Here is a 15,253-nt window from a genome sequence, read left to right as displayed (position 1 = left end):
CCTCGCGTCGCCCTTGTCCCAGAGCTTGCCGGTCCGGGGCCACGACGCGGGGCTGTACGAGCTGAAGGACGCGATCGGCGGCGATCGGATCATCGGCGGCCCGGCGCTGCTGGGGTTCGGCGTCCGCCCGGCCTGAGCTACCCCTGTAGGCGCGCACCACGTCTGTCGCGGGGCCGGCTCGCACGATGCGCCCGGAGTCCAGCCACAGCGCCGAATCGCAGAGGTCGAGCAGGAACTCCTCGGTGTGCGAGGCGAACACCAGCAGCCCGCAGCGCGCGACCAGGTCGCGCAGCCGGGCCCGGGCGCGCTCGAGGAAGTCCGCGTCGACCGCGCCGATGCCTTCGTCCAGCAGCAGGATCTCCGGGTCGATCGACGTCACCACGCCCAGCGCCAGCCGCACCCGCATGCCGGTGGAGTAGGTGCGCAGCGGCATCCGCAGGTAGTCGCCGAGTTCGGTGAATTCGGCGATCTCGTCGATCCGCGCCCGCATCCGGCGGCGGGTCATGCCGAGGAACATGCCGCGCACGACGATGTTCTCCAGTCCGGAGATTTCCGGGTCCATGCCGAGGCCGAGGTCGAACACCGGTGCCACCCGGCCGGTCCGCCGCGCGGATCCGCGGGTGGGTTCGCAGATCCCGGCCGCCAGCCGCAGCAGGGTGGACTTGCCTGCGCCGTTGTGCCCGACCAGCCCGACGCGGTCGCCCTCGGCCAGCGACAGGGTGATGTCCCGCAATGCCGTCACGATCGGCACTTTCGCCCCGGTCCGGATCGCCTCGCCGACGGAGGTGAGCACGCGTTTCTTCAGCGAGCGGGACTTCGCGTCGAAGATCGGGAACTCCACGAAGGCGTGGCACAGCTCAACGCCGGCCATTCCGGCGCCTCCCGCCCGAGAGCGCCAGTGCCGCCGCCGCGAATGCCCAGCCGGCCAGCACGTCGGTGGGCCAGTGCACGCCGAGCACGATCCGGCTGATCCCGACGGCCGCCGCGACCGGCACCGCGACGATTCCCGGCCGGCGCAACAGGTTCACGGCGACCAGACCCGCACCCAGTGTGCCGAGAGTCGTGTGCCTGGAAGGAAAACTCGGGCCGGACCATTCCGTGCGCCACAACCGTTCCGGCGGACGCGGCCGGTCGATCAGATCGGCCAGGCCGCGTCGCAGTGCAGCCGCGACCGCGAGCGTGACGATCGGCGCGGCCCGCCCGCCGGATCGCGTCAGGAGGCACGAGGCGCCGACCGCGGCCCAGGCGACCGGAGTCTCCCCGAGCGTGGTCACCATCTGAGCGCACCGCACCGCGGACCGCGGTGTCTGCCCGTGGACCCATTCCAGGACCTGGAGTTCCGTCTGCCGCCAGCGCGCACATCCGATCATGGCGGCTCACCGTGCCGCGGCGCTGAGGACGGTGGTGTCAAGCTCGCGTACGGCCTGGTCGAGCACGCTGATCTGCTCGCCGAGTTCGTCGAGCTGGACGTCCGGACCGGCACTCTCCCGGCGCGCGGCTTCGGCGAGTCCGCGTTCGAGTGCGGCGAGCTGGGCCCGCCAGATCTCCGCGAGCGCGCGTTCGGTCCCGCATGCGTTGTCCTGCAACCAGTCCTGCAGCGCAGAGCGGGCGCGCCCGAACGGCCGGGGCACGGCATTCGCCGCCCAGTCGACCAGGTGACGGTGCAACCGCTTGCGGCGGATCGCTGCCGGCAGGCGGTGTGCGAGTGCCGTGGTGACCAGTTCCCGCCAAACGACCTCCGGGCCGAGTTCGAGTACCGGCAACCGTGGCGCGGCAGCGGTTTCCGGCATCGGCACCTCGTCCAGCCGGATTCCGAGCACCTCGGCCGCGGCCTGCCGTGACCGCGCGAGATCCGCAGTCAGACCGGACAACGCCTGCCGGGCGCCGGCGTGCATGGCCGTCTCCAACTCCGCGCCCAAGCGGTTGAACCACTCCGCGCAGCGCCCGGCCGCCAGGTCGCCGATCCGGTGCCGGACGAGATCTGCTGCGGTCTCGGGGCGCGCGGGCTGTTCCGGCAACGCGGCCCCCAGCACTTCCCGCGTGGCCGCACGCGCCGCGCCGACCGCACGCTCGTGTCCGGCATCCAAGTCTGCCCGCGCCCGCCGCGCCGCACCGTGCAGATGGTCCACGGCGGCCGTTTCCGCGACCCGGGCGTTGTCGAGTATCGCCCGCAGGGCGCGCACCGCACCCGCACTGTCCTCAGTGGACCGTCGGATCAGCTCGTACTCGATCCGCAGGCCGTCCAGTACCGCGGTCGTTTCCCGGCGCAGCGCACGCGCGGTCGAGGACACGACGTCCGCTTCGCCGCAGCGTGCGATCCGTTCCCCGAGCCACGCGACCAATTCCGTCGGCGCGCCGGTGCGCAACGAGACCGGCAGCACCGGGACGTCCGAGCCGAGCGGTCCGGCGACCGCGGCCCGGGTGAACGCGACGATCTCGGCCAAATCGCCGGGCCGCACCAGGTCGGTTTTGTTGACCAGCACCGCCGCGGCCGCCGCGGTCGTCATCACCTCTGCGGCCAGCGTCAGCTCAGCCTGCGAGACAGGCGGATCGGCGGCCACCACGAGCACGGCGAGGTCCACGCTGTCGCGCGCCCGCGCGGCTTCCTCGGTGTTGGCCTGATGTACAGATCCGGTGCCGGGCGAGTCGACCACTTCGGTGCCTGCTGGGAGACAGGCCGACGGCGCTGAGATCCGCACGGTGTCCACCTGCCGGACGTTGCCGGGGTTGCCGCGTTCGCTGACCAGCTCGGCGACCTCGTCCAGCCCGATCGGACGGCTGCGGCCGTCGCGGTAGCGGACCTCGGCATCCACAGTGGACGCGACGGTGACGGTGGTCGCGACCGACGTCACCGGCAGTGCGCCGGTCGGCAGCAAGTCGCGGGCGAACAGCGTGTTCACCAAGGTGCTCTTGCCGCGCTTGGCCTCGCCGAGCACGAGCACCCGGACCTGCCCGGACAAGGCACGGGACACCGCGTCGTCCACCACTCGCGCCCGTTCGACCGGGAGATACCGCCGGACCAGGTCGGCCAGGTTCGCCAGCGCGGCAGTCACGACGATCGCCTCGCCTCGGCCGGCGCCGGGCGCCACACGTTGCCCAGGTAGGCGGCAGTCCGCTGCGCGCCACCCGCATGGAAGCCGCGCAGATACCCGCCGATCGGAGGCCGCAGCTCCAGCGACAGCACGTGTTCCAGCCGCACGAACCGCGGCACCAGGCCGTCCTCGACCCCGTGCGGCTCGGCGTCCGGGTCGTCGGTCTCGGCGTGCAGCACGATCTCGACCAGGTGCTGGCCGTAACGCGAATTCGTTGCCTCCAGCACGAACGCGACGCCCGTCGGCGTGACCGCGAGACCGGTCTCCTCGCGCACTTCGCGGCGCACGCACGCGCCGACGGACTCCCCGTCCTGTTGCGTGCCGCCGGGCAGCACCCAGTCGGTGATCCGCTGGCACAGCAGGACGTGGGCGTCGCGCAGGATCAGGCCGGTGCAGCGCAGGTTGACGGGTTTGGCGTCCAGCCCCATGGCTTCCTCCTCGTCCGGTCGCCCGGCAGAATGCTGCGCGGACGCGGTCGCGGGTAGAAGCCATCAGCGCCGGACGGCGCGAATCACGGCGAGCCCCATCGCCGGTCGCGGTGCCGAGCACCACGGACTGATCCACGGTAGCAGCCGAGCACGCGCGGTGCCTAGCGGTGACCGGCGAAGACGCGGCGATAGGAGTCCGCGCCGTAGCTGGTCGGCAGCGGTTCGCCTTCGGTCAGGGTGAACGTCCGCTCGCGCTCCGCGCGCAGGAACAGCATGTCGTCGCGGTGCTGCTCGCACAGGCTGTGGCCGAGGTCGTAGAGGTGGGTCACGAACAGGACTTTGACGCCTGTTTCGGTGAGCGCGCGGACCACCTGGCGAGCGAGTTCGGATCCTTCGGCCTCGTTGGTGGAGGCGAACGATTCGTTGCACAGCAGCAGGCCGCCGGGCCGGATCCGGTCGGCGATCTCGCTCATCCGGGCCAGCTCCTCGTCCAGCTTGCCCCGGGTCATCGTGTCGTCCTCCTCGCGTTTGAAATGGGTGAACAGGCCCGTGCACGTGTTCGCCCGCAAGGCTTCCGCCGCCGTGAACATCCCGGCCTGCAGCATCAGCTGCGCGGTGCCGCAGCTGCGCAGGAACGTGGATTTGCCGCCCTGGTTCGCGCCGGTGACGAGGACCAGCGTCTTGCCGTCGGCGTCGACGTCGTTGCCCACCACCTGTTCATCGGACCGCAGGGCGAGGCACACGTCGTACAGTCCGCGCGCGGTCAGCACCGGCTCTCCGCTCGGTTCCGGAGCGGGAAAGCAGACCGGTTTCCCTTTCGCGCGCAGGCGTTCGTGCAGGTTCAGGCAGCCGAGGCAGAAGGCGAGTTCGGCGCGCAGCACGCGGAAGAAGCTCTTCACGTGATCAGCCGATTGGGCCAGCGCGTTGGCCACGACGTTCACCCCGCGCCCTTGCAGGTCGCCGAGGGCCCGGGCACCGGCCTCGTCCCGCGCCGGCACGACGAACCCGTAGCTGGGCGGAGCGCTCGTGGTGATCCGCTCGATCCAGCTTCGTTTCGGCATCCGGTGCAGGCCGAACCGCACGCCGCGGTTCCCCTGTCCCAGCTCCGCGCTCATCAGCACGCCGCGGGGGAATTCGAGTTCCTCCAAGTGGTTCTCGGCCACGGCGAAGTAGTCGTCGTCGAGTTCCTCCCGCAGCATCGCGAAGAACCGGGCGAATCCCGGCGAGCGAAATTCGCCGCCGCGCTCAATCGCTTGCTGCCGCAGCTGTTTGAGGTTGTCCACGAGGAATTCGAGCGTTTTCACCGACCGGTTCAGGATGTGCTCGGGCGAGTCGCGGGAAAGGATCCCGAACCACACCTTCCGCTCGACCTGGCGCGCGTCGACCGCGATGGCGTAGAGGTCGCGCACGACCCCGGGATGGGCGACGCAGTCGGCGAGAACCTGCTGGCGATACCGGATCGCGTCCGGGTCGGTCAGGCTCGCGAACATGATTCGGGGCACGAGGTCGCGCAGGAAGTCGTCGCCGGCGGCCATGGCGTCGAACAGGGTCTCCAGTTCCAGATCCTGGACGAGGTCGTCCGGCGGCGGCGGGGCGTCGAGATCGGCGTCCTGGTCTCGGTGCAGCAGGAAGACTTTCATCGCCCGATCCGCCTTCGCAGGGTGTCGTAGGCTAGTCCGTATTTCTCGGCGATCGCCGCGGCGTAAGCGAGCCCGTCGGCCGCCCGCCGTTCAAGCCGGTAAGTGCGTTCGGCCGGATCGTCCGGAACGACCCCGCCGACCATGCTGACCGTCGCCTCGCCCAGCGACGCGAGATCGTCCACAAAGGTCACATACACCGTCAGCGCGCCCAAGTCGATGATGCGGCGCAGCACGTCGGTGCCGATGAACCGGGCGTCGTGCAGGGTGGTGGACGCGAAGCTCTCGTTCAGCACGAGCACGCTGTCGCTCGTCGCGTCGCGCAGGATGTCCCGGATCCGCACCAGCTCGTCGTCGAGCTTGCCGCGCAGGGTGATCGGATTCTCCTCGCGTTCGAAATGCGTGAACACCCGGTCCGGGAGGAACAGCCTGGCTCGCGCCGCGGGCACCGGGCATCCGAGCGCGGCCAGGTGCGCGAGCTGGCCGAACATGCGCGCGAACGTCGTCTTGCCGCCCTGGTTCGGCCCGGTCACCACCAGCACCCGTTCGGCACCCGACAGTCGGAAGTCGTTGCACACCAACGGGCTGTCCGGGACGAGCTTGGTGGCGAGAGCGAGGTCGAAGGCGTCCTCGGCGTAAATGTCGTGCGAGGTCGCCGAAATCTCCGGATAGCAGAACCGCAGACCGGTCGCCGACAGCCGCCGGATGTGCGCCAGGTAGGCGAGGTAGAACTGCACCTCGCGATCGAACCGGCCGATCGCGGCCGCCAGGTAGTCACGATGCCGTTCGCAGTAGTCCGCGAGAGCGCGGAACGCGCCCGGGTACAGCCGGGCCGCGCAGTCGAGAACCTGCGCCTCGATGTGGTTCATCTCCGGCGGCTCGGAAAACCGGACGAAGTAGTCCTTCACCGCGCCCTGTTTGAACTTCGCGAACGTCTTCTCGACCTCGCTGCTGTAGTCCGCGTCGTCGTCGAACCGGCTGACCTTGACTCGCGCGCCCTGGACGTGCACGCGGTACTTGATCCGCGCGAGCTGCTCCTGGAGATCACGCGTGTCGGCAAGCAATGCGTGAAAAGGTTGCGCCGCAAGGTATCCGGCGACGTGCTCGTGGATCGACCGCAGGCCGCGGGACCGGATCTCGACGCGGTCCAGCCCTTCCCGCAGCGCCGCGACCGCTCCACAGTAGACATCCACCGCGTCGAGGAACCACCGCTGCTTCTGCCGGGGATAGTGGATCTTTCCGGCCAGCGCCAGGCGCTCGCGCATGCGCCGCATCCGCTCGGCGAACTCCTCGACCACCTCGCGCACGTCGTCGCGCTGGAGGTCGCGGAACACTTCGTGCCGATACTCGACGGCAGGCGCCTCGTGCAGCGGCGCGGAGAAGAACAGGCCCAGGTCGTACTCGGCCCGCCCGGCAGTCACCGCGGACACCGCCTGGCCGAGATTCAGATCGCCGAAGAACGCGGGCTCGGCCGGTCTGCCGACGGTTTCGCCACCCGGGAACAGGACGCTCGGAGAACGCGCCATGCCGCACCACCCGCTTCCACACCAGCTCGGCACTGGTAGAAGCCATCAGCCGGGGGCGGCGGTTGCGGCGAGCTTCATCGCCTCACCCGAGCATACCCGAGCCAGCCCTCCGGCTGATCGCGTCCGGCGTCCGGCCGTGGCACAATCGCAGGCAGGTGATGGGGCTCACCACAACCGCGGCACGCCGCTAACGGTCCCTGACGAACACGTCAGGGAGAGGTGTGCGAATGCGACACCGGGGTGAAGCCACCGCGCTGATCACCGTCGGCGTCCTGCTGGCGCTCGGCGTGGCCGGAGTGCGTGCCCGCGGAAACGCCCGCTGGTCGTTCGCGGGGCCGTTCGCGCACGTCGGGGGCACGACGCTGGCTGTCCTCACCTCGATCCTCGTCCTCGCCGCGGTTCTTCCGGTGCTCGCGTTCTTCGCGGCGCTGCGCCGTCGCCGGAGGCCTGAGGACGACGACTTCGAGGCCGTCCACGAGCCGCTGGGCACGAAATGGGGCCGGCGGTGGGCAGTGCTGATCACCCTGGCCGTCGTCGCCGCACCGCTCGTGGTCCTGGCTGTCGTGGCGTCGCGAGCCACCCCGCCGACGCAGCCTCCAGTCCGGTTCGTGCCCCCTCCGCCAGCAGCCGCGCCCTCGGTGGCTTCCCCCGGCGGCGGGCCGTCCTGGCTGTTGCCGGTCGTGCTGCTGGCAGCCCTGCTCCTGCTGCTTCTCCGATGGCACCGCCGGGCGCCGCGTCCGATCGAGGCGTCAGGTGGTCTGGCGGAGGCTGCGGCAGCGGGCCGCGGCGAAATCGTCGCGGCGGTCACCGGCGGGCCGCGAGGGGCGATCCTGCGGTCGTTCGCGGCGATGGAGCGCGCACTCGCACAGTCCGCGGCGGCACCCCGGCTCTCCGACACCCCGTCGGCGGTGCTCGCCCGCGCCGCAGACGGCGGACTCGTGCGCGCAGGACCGGCACAGCGGCTGGTCGACGTGTTCGCCGAAGCACGCTTCAGCAGCCACCCGATCACCGGCGCGCACCAGGACACCGCGCGCCAGGCCCTGGACGAACTCCTCCACGACCTCGGCAGGCGACCATGATCACCGTCCTGTTCAGCGTCGCCGCGGCGGTCCTGCTCGCCGTCGGCTATGCGATCGCCTCGGTCGCAGGCCTCTTCGTCACCGCAGTGCTGATCACCGTGCTGGCGATAGTCAACGTCCGGGCAGCTCTGCGCCCCTCGCAGACCGCGGCCGCACCGGCCCGCGAGGCTCGGCGGCCGGACTTCCCCGGCTATGCCAAGCTCGCCGCCGCCGTGGCCTGGTCCGGCACCTCCCGGCACGCCTGGGACTGCGACCTGCGCCCGGTCCTCGTGCGCCTGCTGGGACCGGACCCGGACGGAAGGCGCCTCCTCGGCGAAGACCTCTGGCCGCTGGTCGACCCGAGCCGCGCGCGGTCCGGCGACCGCGACGCCCCAGGACCGTCGCACCAGACCCTCGCCGCGATCCTCGACCGCTTGGAGGCCCTCCGATGACGCTCACCGACGCCGCCATGACCGGAGCCCGCTCGACCGCCGTCCTGGACGAGGTCGAACGCGCCGTCGTCGGCAAACGCGCCGTCCTGGAGCTGATCCTGCTCGGCGCGCTCGCGCGCGGGCACGTGCTCATCGAAGACCTGCCCGGCCTCGGCAAGACACTGATCGCCCGATCGTTCGCGACCGTGCTCGGCCTCGGCTTCGCCCGCATCCAGTTCACCCCGGACCTGTTGCCCTCCGACGTCACCGGCGCCGTCGTCTACGACCAGGCCGACCGGCGGCTGGTGTTCCGGCCCGGGCCGGTGTTCGCCAACCTGCTGCTTGCCGACGAAATCAACCGCACCCCGCCGAAAACCCAGGCCGCGCTGCTGGAAGCGATGGCCGAAGGGCAGGTCACCGTCGACGGGCGCACGCACCCGCTGCCGGACCCGTTCGTCGTGCTCGCCACCGACAACCCGATCGAATACGAGGGCACCTATCCCTTGCCCGAAGCGCAGCTCGACCGGTTCGCCCTGCGCGTCCGCATCGGCTACCTGCCCGCCGAACGCGAACAGGACATGCTCCGCCGCCGCCTCGACCGCGGCTCCGCTCCGGCCGCGCTGCACCAGATCCTGGCTTCCGGCGAGCTGACCGCCCTGCGCGAATCGGTGGAACAGGCCGAGGTCGACCCGGACGTCCTGGCCTACGTCGTGCGGCTCGCGGCGGCGACCCGCGAGCACACCCAGGTGGTGGTCGGCGCCAGCCCCCGGGCCTGCCTGGAGCTTGTGCAGCTGGCCCGCGCGAAGGCGCTGCTGGCCGGCCGGGACTATGTCGTGCCCGAAGACGTCAAGGATCTCGTGCCCGCGTGCTGGGCGCACCGGCTCAGCCTGCGGCCCGAACTGTGGGTCCGTCAGGTGCGCGGCGAAGACGTGCTCGCCCGGATTCTCGACGACGTCCCCGTCCCGCGCGCCGGGCGGCCGACATGAGCGCGTATCCGGTGCACTGGCATCCGACCCCGCTCGCAGTGACACTCGCGACCTGTGCCGGACTCGCGATGCTGACCGGGATGCTGCTCGGCCGGGCGGACCTGATCGGGTTCGCCGCACCTCTGCTGGGCGCTCTCGCCGTCGGCCGCCGACGCCGGACGCCCGCCGAGTCGCTCACCGTCGATACCGCGCTGCCGGAGCCCCGCTGCCTTGAACACGACACAGTTCCGCTGACCGTCGACGTCCACGCACGCGGCGCGGCCGACGAGATCTCCGTGTCGCTGCCCACGCCTCGCATCGCTGCGTCCACTGAGGACGGACGCACGTTCGCGCTGCGACTGCTCCGTTGGGGGCGCTGGTCCGTACAACCGCGAGTGGCCGCCTACGCCCATTCAGGATTGCTCGAAGCCGTGGTGATCGCGGACGCCGGCGAAATACGCGCCTACCCCCGTACCACGACGCTCGACAGCCTGCCGCGCCCCGCTGATCTTCCCGACCGCGCCGGAGTCCACATCGGACGACGCAGGGGCAGCGGCATCGAATTCGCCGCCGTCCGGCCCTACCAGCCGGGAGATCTGCTGCGCCACGTCAACTGGACCGCCACCGCACGGCGAGGACAGCTGTACATCACCGATCGGCTCGCCGAGCAGGCCGCCGAGATCATCGCTGTGATCGACACCTTCTCCGCCGTCCCGCAGTCCGGCGGGTCCACATTGGACCTCGGCGTGCACGGCGCGACCGCCGTCGTGCGGACGGCCCTGCACCGGGGCGACCGGGCCGGCGTCGTCGCGCTCGGCGGGATCCTGCGCTGGATCGGCCCGGATGCCAGCGCGCGGCAGTTCTACCGCGTCGCCGACACTGTGGTCGAGGCCCGTCTCGACGATGCCGTCGTCGAGCCGGACCTCTCCCGGATCCCGCGGCCCGCGCTGCCGCCACGCGCCGCCGTGATCGTGTTCTCGCCGCTGCTCGACCACCGCGCGCTCAACGCCGTGCAGGACCTGCACCGCAGGGGGTGCGCGATCGTCGTGGTCGACACGCTGCGCACCGAACCGCCCATCGGCCGAGACGCCGAGACCGACCGCCTCGCAGTACGGCTGTGGCGCCTCGACCGACGCCGGGTCGAAACCCGCCTGACCGGCCTCGGGATCCCCGTCGTCCAGTGGAACGAGCGCCAGCAGCTCGACGACGTCCTCGGACCGCTCAGCCTTCGCCCGCTGATCGGGAGGACCCGATGAACACACTCGCCCGCGGACCGATTCCTATGCTCGGCACCGGCGTCCCCATGGCCGCCTCCACTCTCCAGGTCTCGCCCGTCGTCGTGGCCAGCGCAGCCGTCACGCTGCTGTTCGTCCTCGTCACCGCCCGCTGGCCGGGCTCATGGGCCGCCCCGCTCGCGGTCGTGACCGCTGCCTTCGCCGTTGCCGTGGGGACGCCGTCGCCGCCCGCAGCCTGCGCAACCGGGTTCCTGGCCCTCACGTTCCTGCTCGCCGGCGAAGCCCGCCGCACCCTCGCAGGCCATGCCGACCTGCCAGGCTGGCTGCGCCACCGCAGCCGCCTGCTGCTCGGCGGGCTCGCCGGCATCGCCGCAGCCCTCGTCGGCGACATGTGGACCACCGGCTCGCCCTGGCTTGCCGCAGCAGGCGTTCTCGCACTCGGCGGGGCGTACCTGCTCGCCGTGCGCCCCCTTGCCCCACCGCAATAAACCACGCGTCCCGACCCTTACGGAGAACGTCATGACCACCATGCAGATCACCGACCTCCGCGCCCGCGAAATCCTGGACTCCCGCGGCCGTCCCACTCTGGCCGTCGCCGTCTCCAGCGGGTCGCGGCACGCCACCGCGACTGTGCCTTCCGGTGCCTCGACCGGCCGGAACGAAGCCTGCGAACGTCGCGACGGCGACCCGGCCCGCTACGGCGGCGCGGGAGTCCTCGGCGCCGTCGAGTCGGTCAACACCGAGGTGCGGCACCTCCTGATCGCCCGCCACTGGACCGGTCTCGCCGAGATCGACCTGGCAATGGTCGAGCTGGACGGCACTGCCGACCGCAGCCGCCTCGGCGCGAACGCGATCGTCGGCGTGTCCATGGCGGTCGCCCGTCTGCTCGCGGACGCCGAGAAGGTTCCGCTGTGGTCCTGGCTGCACGTCCCGGGCGGGCGGCCGCGGCTGCCGGTGCCGCACTTCAACGTCCTCAACGGCGGCGCGCACGCCCGCACCGGCCTCGACTTCCAGGAATTCATGATCGCCCCGCTCGCCGCGGCCAGCCTGCCCGAGGCGATCCGCACCGGCGCGGAGGTCTACGCCGCGCTCCAGGCGCTGCTGACCGAACGCGGATACACCGTCGGTCTCGGCGACGAGGGCGGCTTCGCTCCGGACGTCACCCGGCCCGAAGACGCGCTGCAGCTGCTGCTCCGCGCGATCGAGGACGCCGGCTACCCGGCCGGCCAAGACGGCATCGCCATCGCGCTGGACCCGGCCGCGTCGCAGTTCCGCCAAGCCGACGGCACGTACCTGGTCAACGGCCGCCGGCACAGCTCGTCGGATCTCGTGCAGCGCTACGTCGAAATGGTGCGCGACTTCCCGATCTGGAGCATCGAAGACGGCATGGCCGAGGACGACCTCGCCGGGTGGCGCGAACTCACCGCGGAACTCGGCGACCGCATCCAGCTGGTCGGCGACGACAACTTCGTCACCAACCCGGCCCGCATCGCCCGCGGCGCCGGCCTCGGCGTCGCCAACGCCGCCTTGATCAAGCTCAACCAGGTCGGCACCGTCACCGAAACCCTCGAAGCGATCGAGATCTGCCGCGAACACCGCTACGGCCAGATGATCTCGCACCGATCCGGGGAAACGACCGACGACTTCATCGCCGACCTCGCCGTCGGCACCGGCTGCGGACAGCTCAAGGCCGGTGCCCCGGCCCGCGGCGAACGCGTCGCGAAATACAACCGCCTGCTGGAGATCGCCGCCGACGCGCCCGAACTCCCTTACGGCATCCCGGAAACCGCGTTCACCGTCCGCCTGGGATGAACCGTGCCCGGCTTCCTGCACCGCTTCCGCCGCCCCGCGCTCTCCGCCAGAGAGCAGCTGGCGCGGTTGTCGTCGGTGCTCGACCGCGCCGCGGCAGTAGCACCGGAGACCGAGACCGCCGTACGAGCCTGCGGCGCCGCTGGTGACGTGCCCGGCGCCATCGGCCACGCCGGCAGCGAACTCGTCAGCACCTACCACCGGCTCCGCGAAGAACTGAACAGCATCCCCGTGGACCGCGAACGCGCCCCGCTGGCAGACGAAATCGGCCGGCTGCTGCAGTACCACCAATGGCTCATGCGCACCGCCGTGCAGCTGGCCTTCTCCCTCAACCAAGACCCGCGCCGCGAAGCCATGCGCCGCCGACTCGACGGCGTCGGCCCACCCGCCGCGCGACTGCAGGCTCTCCGCGACCAAGTGGCAGAACGTCTCCGGAGCGAGCCGTGAACACCCCACGAGACGATGATGAACGCCACCGCCTCATTCGCGCCCTGGCCGACGACGGCTGCCTCCTGTGCCGCGACAAAGACGCCGCCGAACACCACTGGCACACCTGGTACGTCATGGAAACCCACCGAGATCCCGGCTACCGCCGCCGGATCGCGGCCGCTGGCGGCTTCTGCGCACGCCACCTGCGTCTGTTGACCACCACCTCCGAAGGCATCCGGGTCCTTCCCTCGCTCCTGGGAGATCTGATCGCCTCCGCTCTCGGCGGCGTGACCGGCTGCCACTGCGATCCCTGCGACAAAATGACCGCCGCCGTCGACCGCCGTCTCGGCGCCCTCGTCCGATGGCTCGACGACCCCGAGGTCATCAACGGAATCCGCCGGCTGTGCACCCACCACCTGCTCGACGTCCTGAACACAGCTCCGTGGCCGTTCGCGACCACACTCGCCGCCATCGCCCGGGACCAGCCATACACGCCTCCCTCCGATCCCGACCTCCTCATCCGGGCTCCGCACCTCACCGCCGCGGCCGAACTCTTCGCCGAGGACGACAAACGACTCACCGAACAGTCCACAACAGACAGAGCAACCCACGCCCTCGACCTTCCCTGCTGCCCCGTATGCCGCGCCCGCAGCCGCGGCGAACTGCGTTACGCCACCTGGCTTCTCGGCCAAGACGTCGCCCGCCTCGACCCCGGCGAGCCCTGGCTTTGCCCGACGCACCTCGCAGACGCCACCCTTCTCGACCACGACAGCGCCTGCACGATCTGGGCGACGATGCACCAGGCCGAACACGCCCGCCTTGCCCAGCTCGCCGACCGCCTCGACGCTTCGCCGCTCCCCGGGTTTTTCGCCCGCCTTCGCGCAGCCTGGCCGCACCTGCTCGAACGTCGCCGGGACAGGGCCGCTGCCGCATTTCGACGTCCGGAACGATTCGTCGCCGAGGCCCTCCGGAACTTCCGTGACAACCAACCCTCGTGTACTGCCTGCGCCGCGGGCGACCTCGCCGAACGTCGCGAACTCGCACTGCTCGACGCGGCCTCCCTGCACCACACCGTCCGCGAACGCTGGACCCGCGGCCACGGACTGTGCCGTGACCATGCCGCACTCGCCGCATCGGACCTCGCCAAAGACGTCCTGCGCAGCCGCCTGACGCTGCTGGGCTGGGAGCTTGAGGAAACCCAGCGCAAACACGCCTGGCACACCCGCCACGAACCAGCGACCCCAGCCGAAACGTCCTGGCCCCGCGCGATCCCCTTCCTCCGCGGCGATGCCTGCCTCGGCCTCGCCCCCGCCGAATTCGACGACCAGGACACGCCATGAGCGCCCCGCACACCCCCGACCCCGGCTACGCCGGCCGGGGTCCGATGTTCTGGCTGCCGCCACACGGCTTCGGCAACGGAATCTCCGCGCAGGCCTGGGCGGAGATCGCCGACCTCACCGCCGAGGAACTCCCCGAAGCACTGCTCGCCCTCACCGAAGCCGACATCGCCGCCTACACCGCGGCCGTCCGCGGTCGCCCCGGCTATTACCGGCTGTGGGTCGACTCGCTGCGCTATCTCCATGCCGAAGACGTCCTCATGGACGTCCTGCGCTCCTGACGCCGAAATCCCGCACGCGGACCAGCAACCCAGCGAGCGAGACCACGATGAACGCGCAGCCTCCGCCGAACTGATCGAACGCCGCCCAGCCGCACCAGGAACTCGGCGGCCGAACATGCCCGCGGAAACGTCACTTCCGCGGAGGGGGCGGATCCTGCCCGCGTTTGGTGCCGCAGTTCTGCCGTGACGTCCAGGCGTACAGCGCGAAAGCGCTACCCGCCCAGCGCCTGCCGTGGCCGGAATGCTCGGCACCGGGCGAAGGGCTGGGCGTGCTCGCCGGGCGGCGATGTCGCCGGACGTGCTCGCCGGATCCGGAAGGGTGCCAGTGTGCGGATGCCGAGGTCCAGGTACAGCGTTAGGCTCGTTGTTCATGCGGGTGACCTTCCACGGCGAGCTGGTCCAGCTGCGCGAGCAGCTGGTCGCGATGTGCGCGATGGCCGCTCAGGCGATGCGGCAGGCGAGCCGGGCGTTGCTGATGGCCGACCTCGACCTGGCCGAGCGGGTGATCGCCGGAGACGCCGCGCTGGATCAGGCTCGCGGCGGCTGCGAGGATCACGCGCAGAGTCTGCTGGCGTTGCAGGCTCCGGTCGCCAGCGACCTGCGAAGCATCCTCGCCGCGGTCTACTCGGCGGAGAAGATCGAGCGCATGGGCGACCTGGCTGCCCACATCGCCGACACCGCACGCTTCAGCCATCCCGACCACGCCGTGCCCGCCGACCTTGAGGACACGTTCGCCCGGCTGGGCGAGATCGCCGCCGGCATGGCCGACCGGCTGGGCGAACTGATCGGCCAGCCGGGCGTCGACGGCTTCGCCGAACTCGACGAGACCGACCACGCTGTCGATGCCCTGCATTCCCGGGTGCTCACCACGATCACCGGCCCCGGCTGGCCGTACGGGGTGCGCACGGCCACCAGCCTGGCACTGCTGGCCCGCTTCCACGAACGCTTCGCCGACCAGGCCGTCTCCGTCGCCAAGCGACTGGACTTCGCCGCCACGGGCGAGTTCCCCGCATAGCCGGCTGACG

At 71.1% G+C, this 15,253-nt stretch carries 16 protein-coding genes, 1 pseudogene and 2 riboswitches; of the genes and pseudogenes, 11 read left to right on the top strand and 6 right to left on the bottom strand.

Features of this window, described 5'->3' with window-relative positions:
• The first annotated feature begins 13 nt into the window (after positions 1–13).
• Positions 14–136 carry a hypothetical protein gene (locus L942_RS46320; RefSeq protein ID WP_440201318.1) on the top strand — a complete coding sequence of 41 codons (123 nt, stop codon included), beginning with the start codon at positions 14–16 and terminating at the stop codon, positions 134–136.
• A gap of 47 nt (positions 137–183) precedes the next feature.
• On the opposite strand, the pseudogene wzt reads toward L942_RS46320, so the two are convergent.
• The 6 genes and pseudogenes from wzt to L942_RS13785 form a co-directional block, all read right to left on the bottom strand.
• Positions 184–871 (bottom strand): annotated as a pseudogene (gene wzt, locus L942_RS42860) (galactan export ABC transporter ATP-binding subunit Wzt/RfbE); the annotation flags it as partial.
• A complete protein-coding gene (locus tag L942_RS41995) occupies positions 858–1,277 on the bottom strand; it encodes a phosphatase PAP2 family protein (protein ID WP_158242505.1) in 420 nt (139 codons plus the stop codon). The pseudogene wzt and the gene L942_RS41995, both read right to left, overlap by 14 nt.
• Before the next feature lie 99 nt (positions 1,278–1,376).
• A complete protein-coding gene (locus L942_RS13800; protein ID WP_158684459.1) occupies positions 1,377–3,053 on the bottom strand; it encodes a dynamin family protein in 1,677 nt (558 codons plus the stop codon).
• Positions 3,050–3,520, bottom strand: a complete 471-nt coding sequence (locus tag L942_RS13795) for an NUDIX hydrolase (protein WP_037359862.1) — start codon at positions 3,518–3,520, stop codon at positions 3,050–3,052. Before L942_RS13795 ends, L942_RS13800 begins: the two co-directional genes overlap by 4 nt.
• A 47-nt stretch (positions 3,521–3,567) precedes the next feature.
• A riboswitch (Fluoride riboswitch) is annotated at positions 3,568–3,632 on the bottom strand.
• Between the two features lie 49 nt (positions 3,633–3,681).
• Positions 3,682–5,160: a MutS-related protein gene (locus L942_RS13790; RefSeq protein WP_037359860.1), complete on the bottom strand. Its 1,479-nt coding sequence runs from the start codon at positions 5,158–5,160 to the stop codon at positions 3,682–3,684.
• Positions 5,157–6,683, bottom strand: a complete 1,527-nt coding sequence (locus L942_RS13785) for a MutS-related protein (protein WP_037359858.1) — start codon at positions 6,681–6,683, stop codon at positions 5,157–5,159. The genes L942_RS13790 and L942_RS13785 overlap by 4 nt, the downstream gene beginning before the upstream one ends.
• 29 nt (positions 6,684–6,712) lie before the next feature.
• Positions 6,713–6,774, bottom strand: a riboswitch (Fluoride riboswitch).
• A 136-nt stretch (positions 6,775–6,910) separates the two neighbouring features.
• Here L942_RS13785 and L942_RS13780 point away from each other — a divergent pair.
• The 10 genes from L942_RS13780 (at position 6,911) to L942_RS13735 (ending at position 15,243) form a co-directional block, all read left to right on the top strand.
• Positions 6,911–7,762 carry a DUF4129 domain-containing protein gene (locus L942_RS13780; protein WP_037359856.1) on the top strand — a complete coding sequence of 284 codons (852 nt, stop codon included), beginning with the start codon at positions 6,911–6,913 and terminating at the stop codon, positions 7,760–7,762.
• On the top strand, positions 7,759–8,193 hold the full coding sequence (locus L942_RS13775) for a hypothetical protein (protein WP_037359854.1): 435 nt from the start codon (positions 7,759–7,761) through the stop codon (positions 8,191–8,193). The genes L942_RS13780 and L942_RS13775 overlap by 4 nt, the downstream gene beginning before the upstream one ends.
• Positions 8,190–9,158 (top strand): AAA family ATPase, encoded by a 969-nt coding sequence (locus L942_RS13770; protein ID WP_037359852.1) that lies wholly within the window; start codon positions 8,190–8,192, stop codon positions 9,156–9,158. Before L942_RS13775 ends, L942_RS13770 begins: the two co-directional genes overlap by 4 nt.
• The gene (locus L942_RS13765; protein WP_051165935.1) at positions 9,155–10,393 is read left to right on the top strand and encodes a DUF58 domain-containing protein; all 1,239 of its coding nucleotides are present in this window, start codon (positions 9,155–9,157) and stop codon (positions 10,391–10,393) included. The genes L942_RS13770 and L942_RS13765 overlap by 4 nt, the downstream gene beginning before the upstream one ends.
• Positions 10,390–10,860 (top strand): hypothetical protein, encoded by a 471-nt coding sequence (locus L942_RS13760; RefSeq protein WP_143271430.1) that lies wholly within the window; start codon positions 10,390–10,392, stop codon positions 10,858–10,860. The genes L942_RS13765 and L942_RS13760 overlap by 4 nt, the downstream gene beginning before the upstream one ends.
• Positions 10,861–10,891: 31 nt before the next feature.
• Positions 10,892–12,184, top strand: coding sequence for a phosphopyruvate hydratase (gene eno / locus L942_RS13755; RefSeq protein ID WP_200862802.1), 1,293 nt, complete (start codon positions 10,892–10,894; stop codon positions 12,182–12,184).
• Between the two features lie 3 nt (positions 12,185–12,187).
• The gene (locus L942_RS13750; RefSeq protein WP_037359848.1) at positions 12,188–12,628 is read left to right on the top strand and encodes a hypothetical protein; all 441 of its coding nucleotides are present in this window, start codon (positions 12,188–12,190) and stop codon (positions 12,626–12,628) included.
• Entirely contained in the window at positions 12,625–13,950 is a 1,326-nt protein-coding gene (locus L942_RS13745) for a hypothetical protein (RefSeq protein WP_037359845.1), read from the top strand. Before L942_RS13750 ends, L942_RS13745 begins: the two co-directional genes overlap by 4 nt.
• On the top strand, positions 13,947–14,228 hold the full coding sequence (locus tag L942_RS13740) for a hypothetical protein (protein WP_037359843.1): 282 nt from the start codon (positions 13,947–13,949) through the stop codon (positions 14,226–14,228). The genes L942_RS13745 and L942_RS13740 overlap by 4 nt, the downstream gene beginning before the upstream one ends.
• 370 nt (positions 14,229–14,598) lie before the next feature.
• Positions 14,599–15,243: a phosphate signaling complex PhoU family protein gene (locus tag L942_RS13735; RefSeq protein WP_037359841.1), complete on the top strand. Its 645-nt coding sequence runs from the start codon at positions 14,599–14,601 to the stop codon at positions 15,241–15,243.
• The last annotated feature ends 10 nt before the right edge of the window (positions 15,244–15,253 follow it).

Source organism: Amycolatopsis orientalis DSM 43388 (assembly GCF_000411975.1).
Classification (GTDB): Bacteria; Actinomycetota; Actinomycetes; order Mycobacteriales; family Pseudonocardiaceae; genus Amycolatopsis; species Amycolatopsis orientalis_D.
This window is presented reverse-complemented; position numbering and strand designations above follow the sequence as displayed.

What these genes read in the sequence shown, in the direction of transcription:
- L942_RS41995 (WP_158242505.1), bottom strand. Translation starts at nt 1,277, where the DNA reads ATGGTGACCACGCTCGGGGAGACTCCGGTCGCCTGGGCCGCGGTCGGC.
- L942_RS13795 (WP_037359862.1), bottom strand. Translation starts at nt 3,520, where the DNA reads ATGGGGCTGGACGCCAAACCCGTCAACCTGCGCTGCACCGGCCTGATC.
- L942_RS13790 (WP_037359860.1), bottom strand. Translation starts at nt 5,160, where the DNA reads ATGAAAGTCTTCCTGCTGCACCGAGACCAGGACGCCGATCTCGACGCC.
- L942_RS13785 (WP_037359858.1), bottom strand. Translation starts at nt 6,683, where the DNA reads ATGGCGCGTTCTCCGAGCGTCCTGTTCCCGGGTGGCGAAACCGTCGGC.
- L942_RS13780 (WP_037359856.1), top strand. Translation starts at nt 6,911, where the DNA reads ATGCGACACCGGGGTGAAGCCACCGCGCTGATCACCGTCGGCGTCCTG.
- L942_RS13775 (WP_037359854.1), top strand. Translation starts at nt 7,759, where the DNA reads ATGATCACCGTCCTGTTCAGCGTCGCCGCGGCGGTCCTGCTCGCCGTC.
- L942_RS13770 (WP_037359852.1), top strand. Translation starts at nt 8,190, where the DNA reads ATGACGCTCACCGACGCCGCCATGACCGGAGCCCGCTCGACCGCCGTC.
- L942_RS13765 (WP_051165935.1), top strand. Translation starts at nt 9,155, where the DNA reads ATGAGCGCGTATCCGGTGCACTGGCATCCGACCCCGCTCGCAGTGACA.
- L942_RS13760 (WP_143271430.1), top strand. Translation starts at nt 10,390, where the DNA reads ATGAACACACTCGCCCGCGGACCGATTCCTATGCTCGGCACCGGCGTC.
- eno (WP_200862802.1), top strand. Translation starts at nt 10,892, where the DNA reads ATGACCACCATGCAGATCACCGACCTCCGCGCCCGCGAAATCCTGGAC.
- L942_RS13740 (WP_037359843.1), top strand. Translation starts at nt 13,947, where the DNA reads ATGAGCGCCCCGCACACCCCCGACCCCGGCTACGCCGGCCGGGGTCCG.
- L942_RS13735 (WP_037359841.1), top strand. Translation starts at nt 14,599, where the DNA reads ATGCGGGTGACCTTCCACGGCGAGCTGGTCCAGCTGCGCGAGCAGCTG.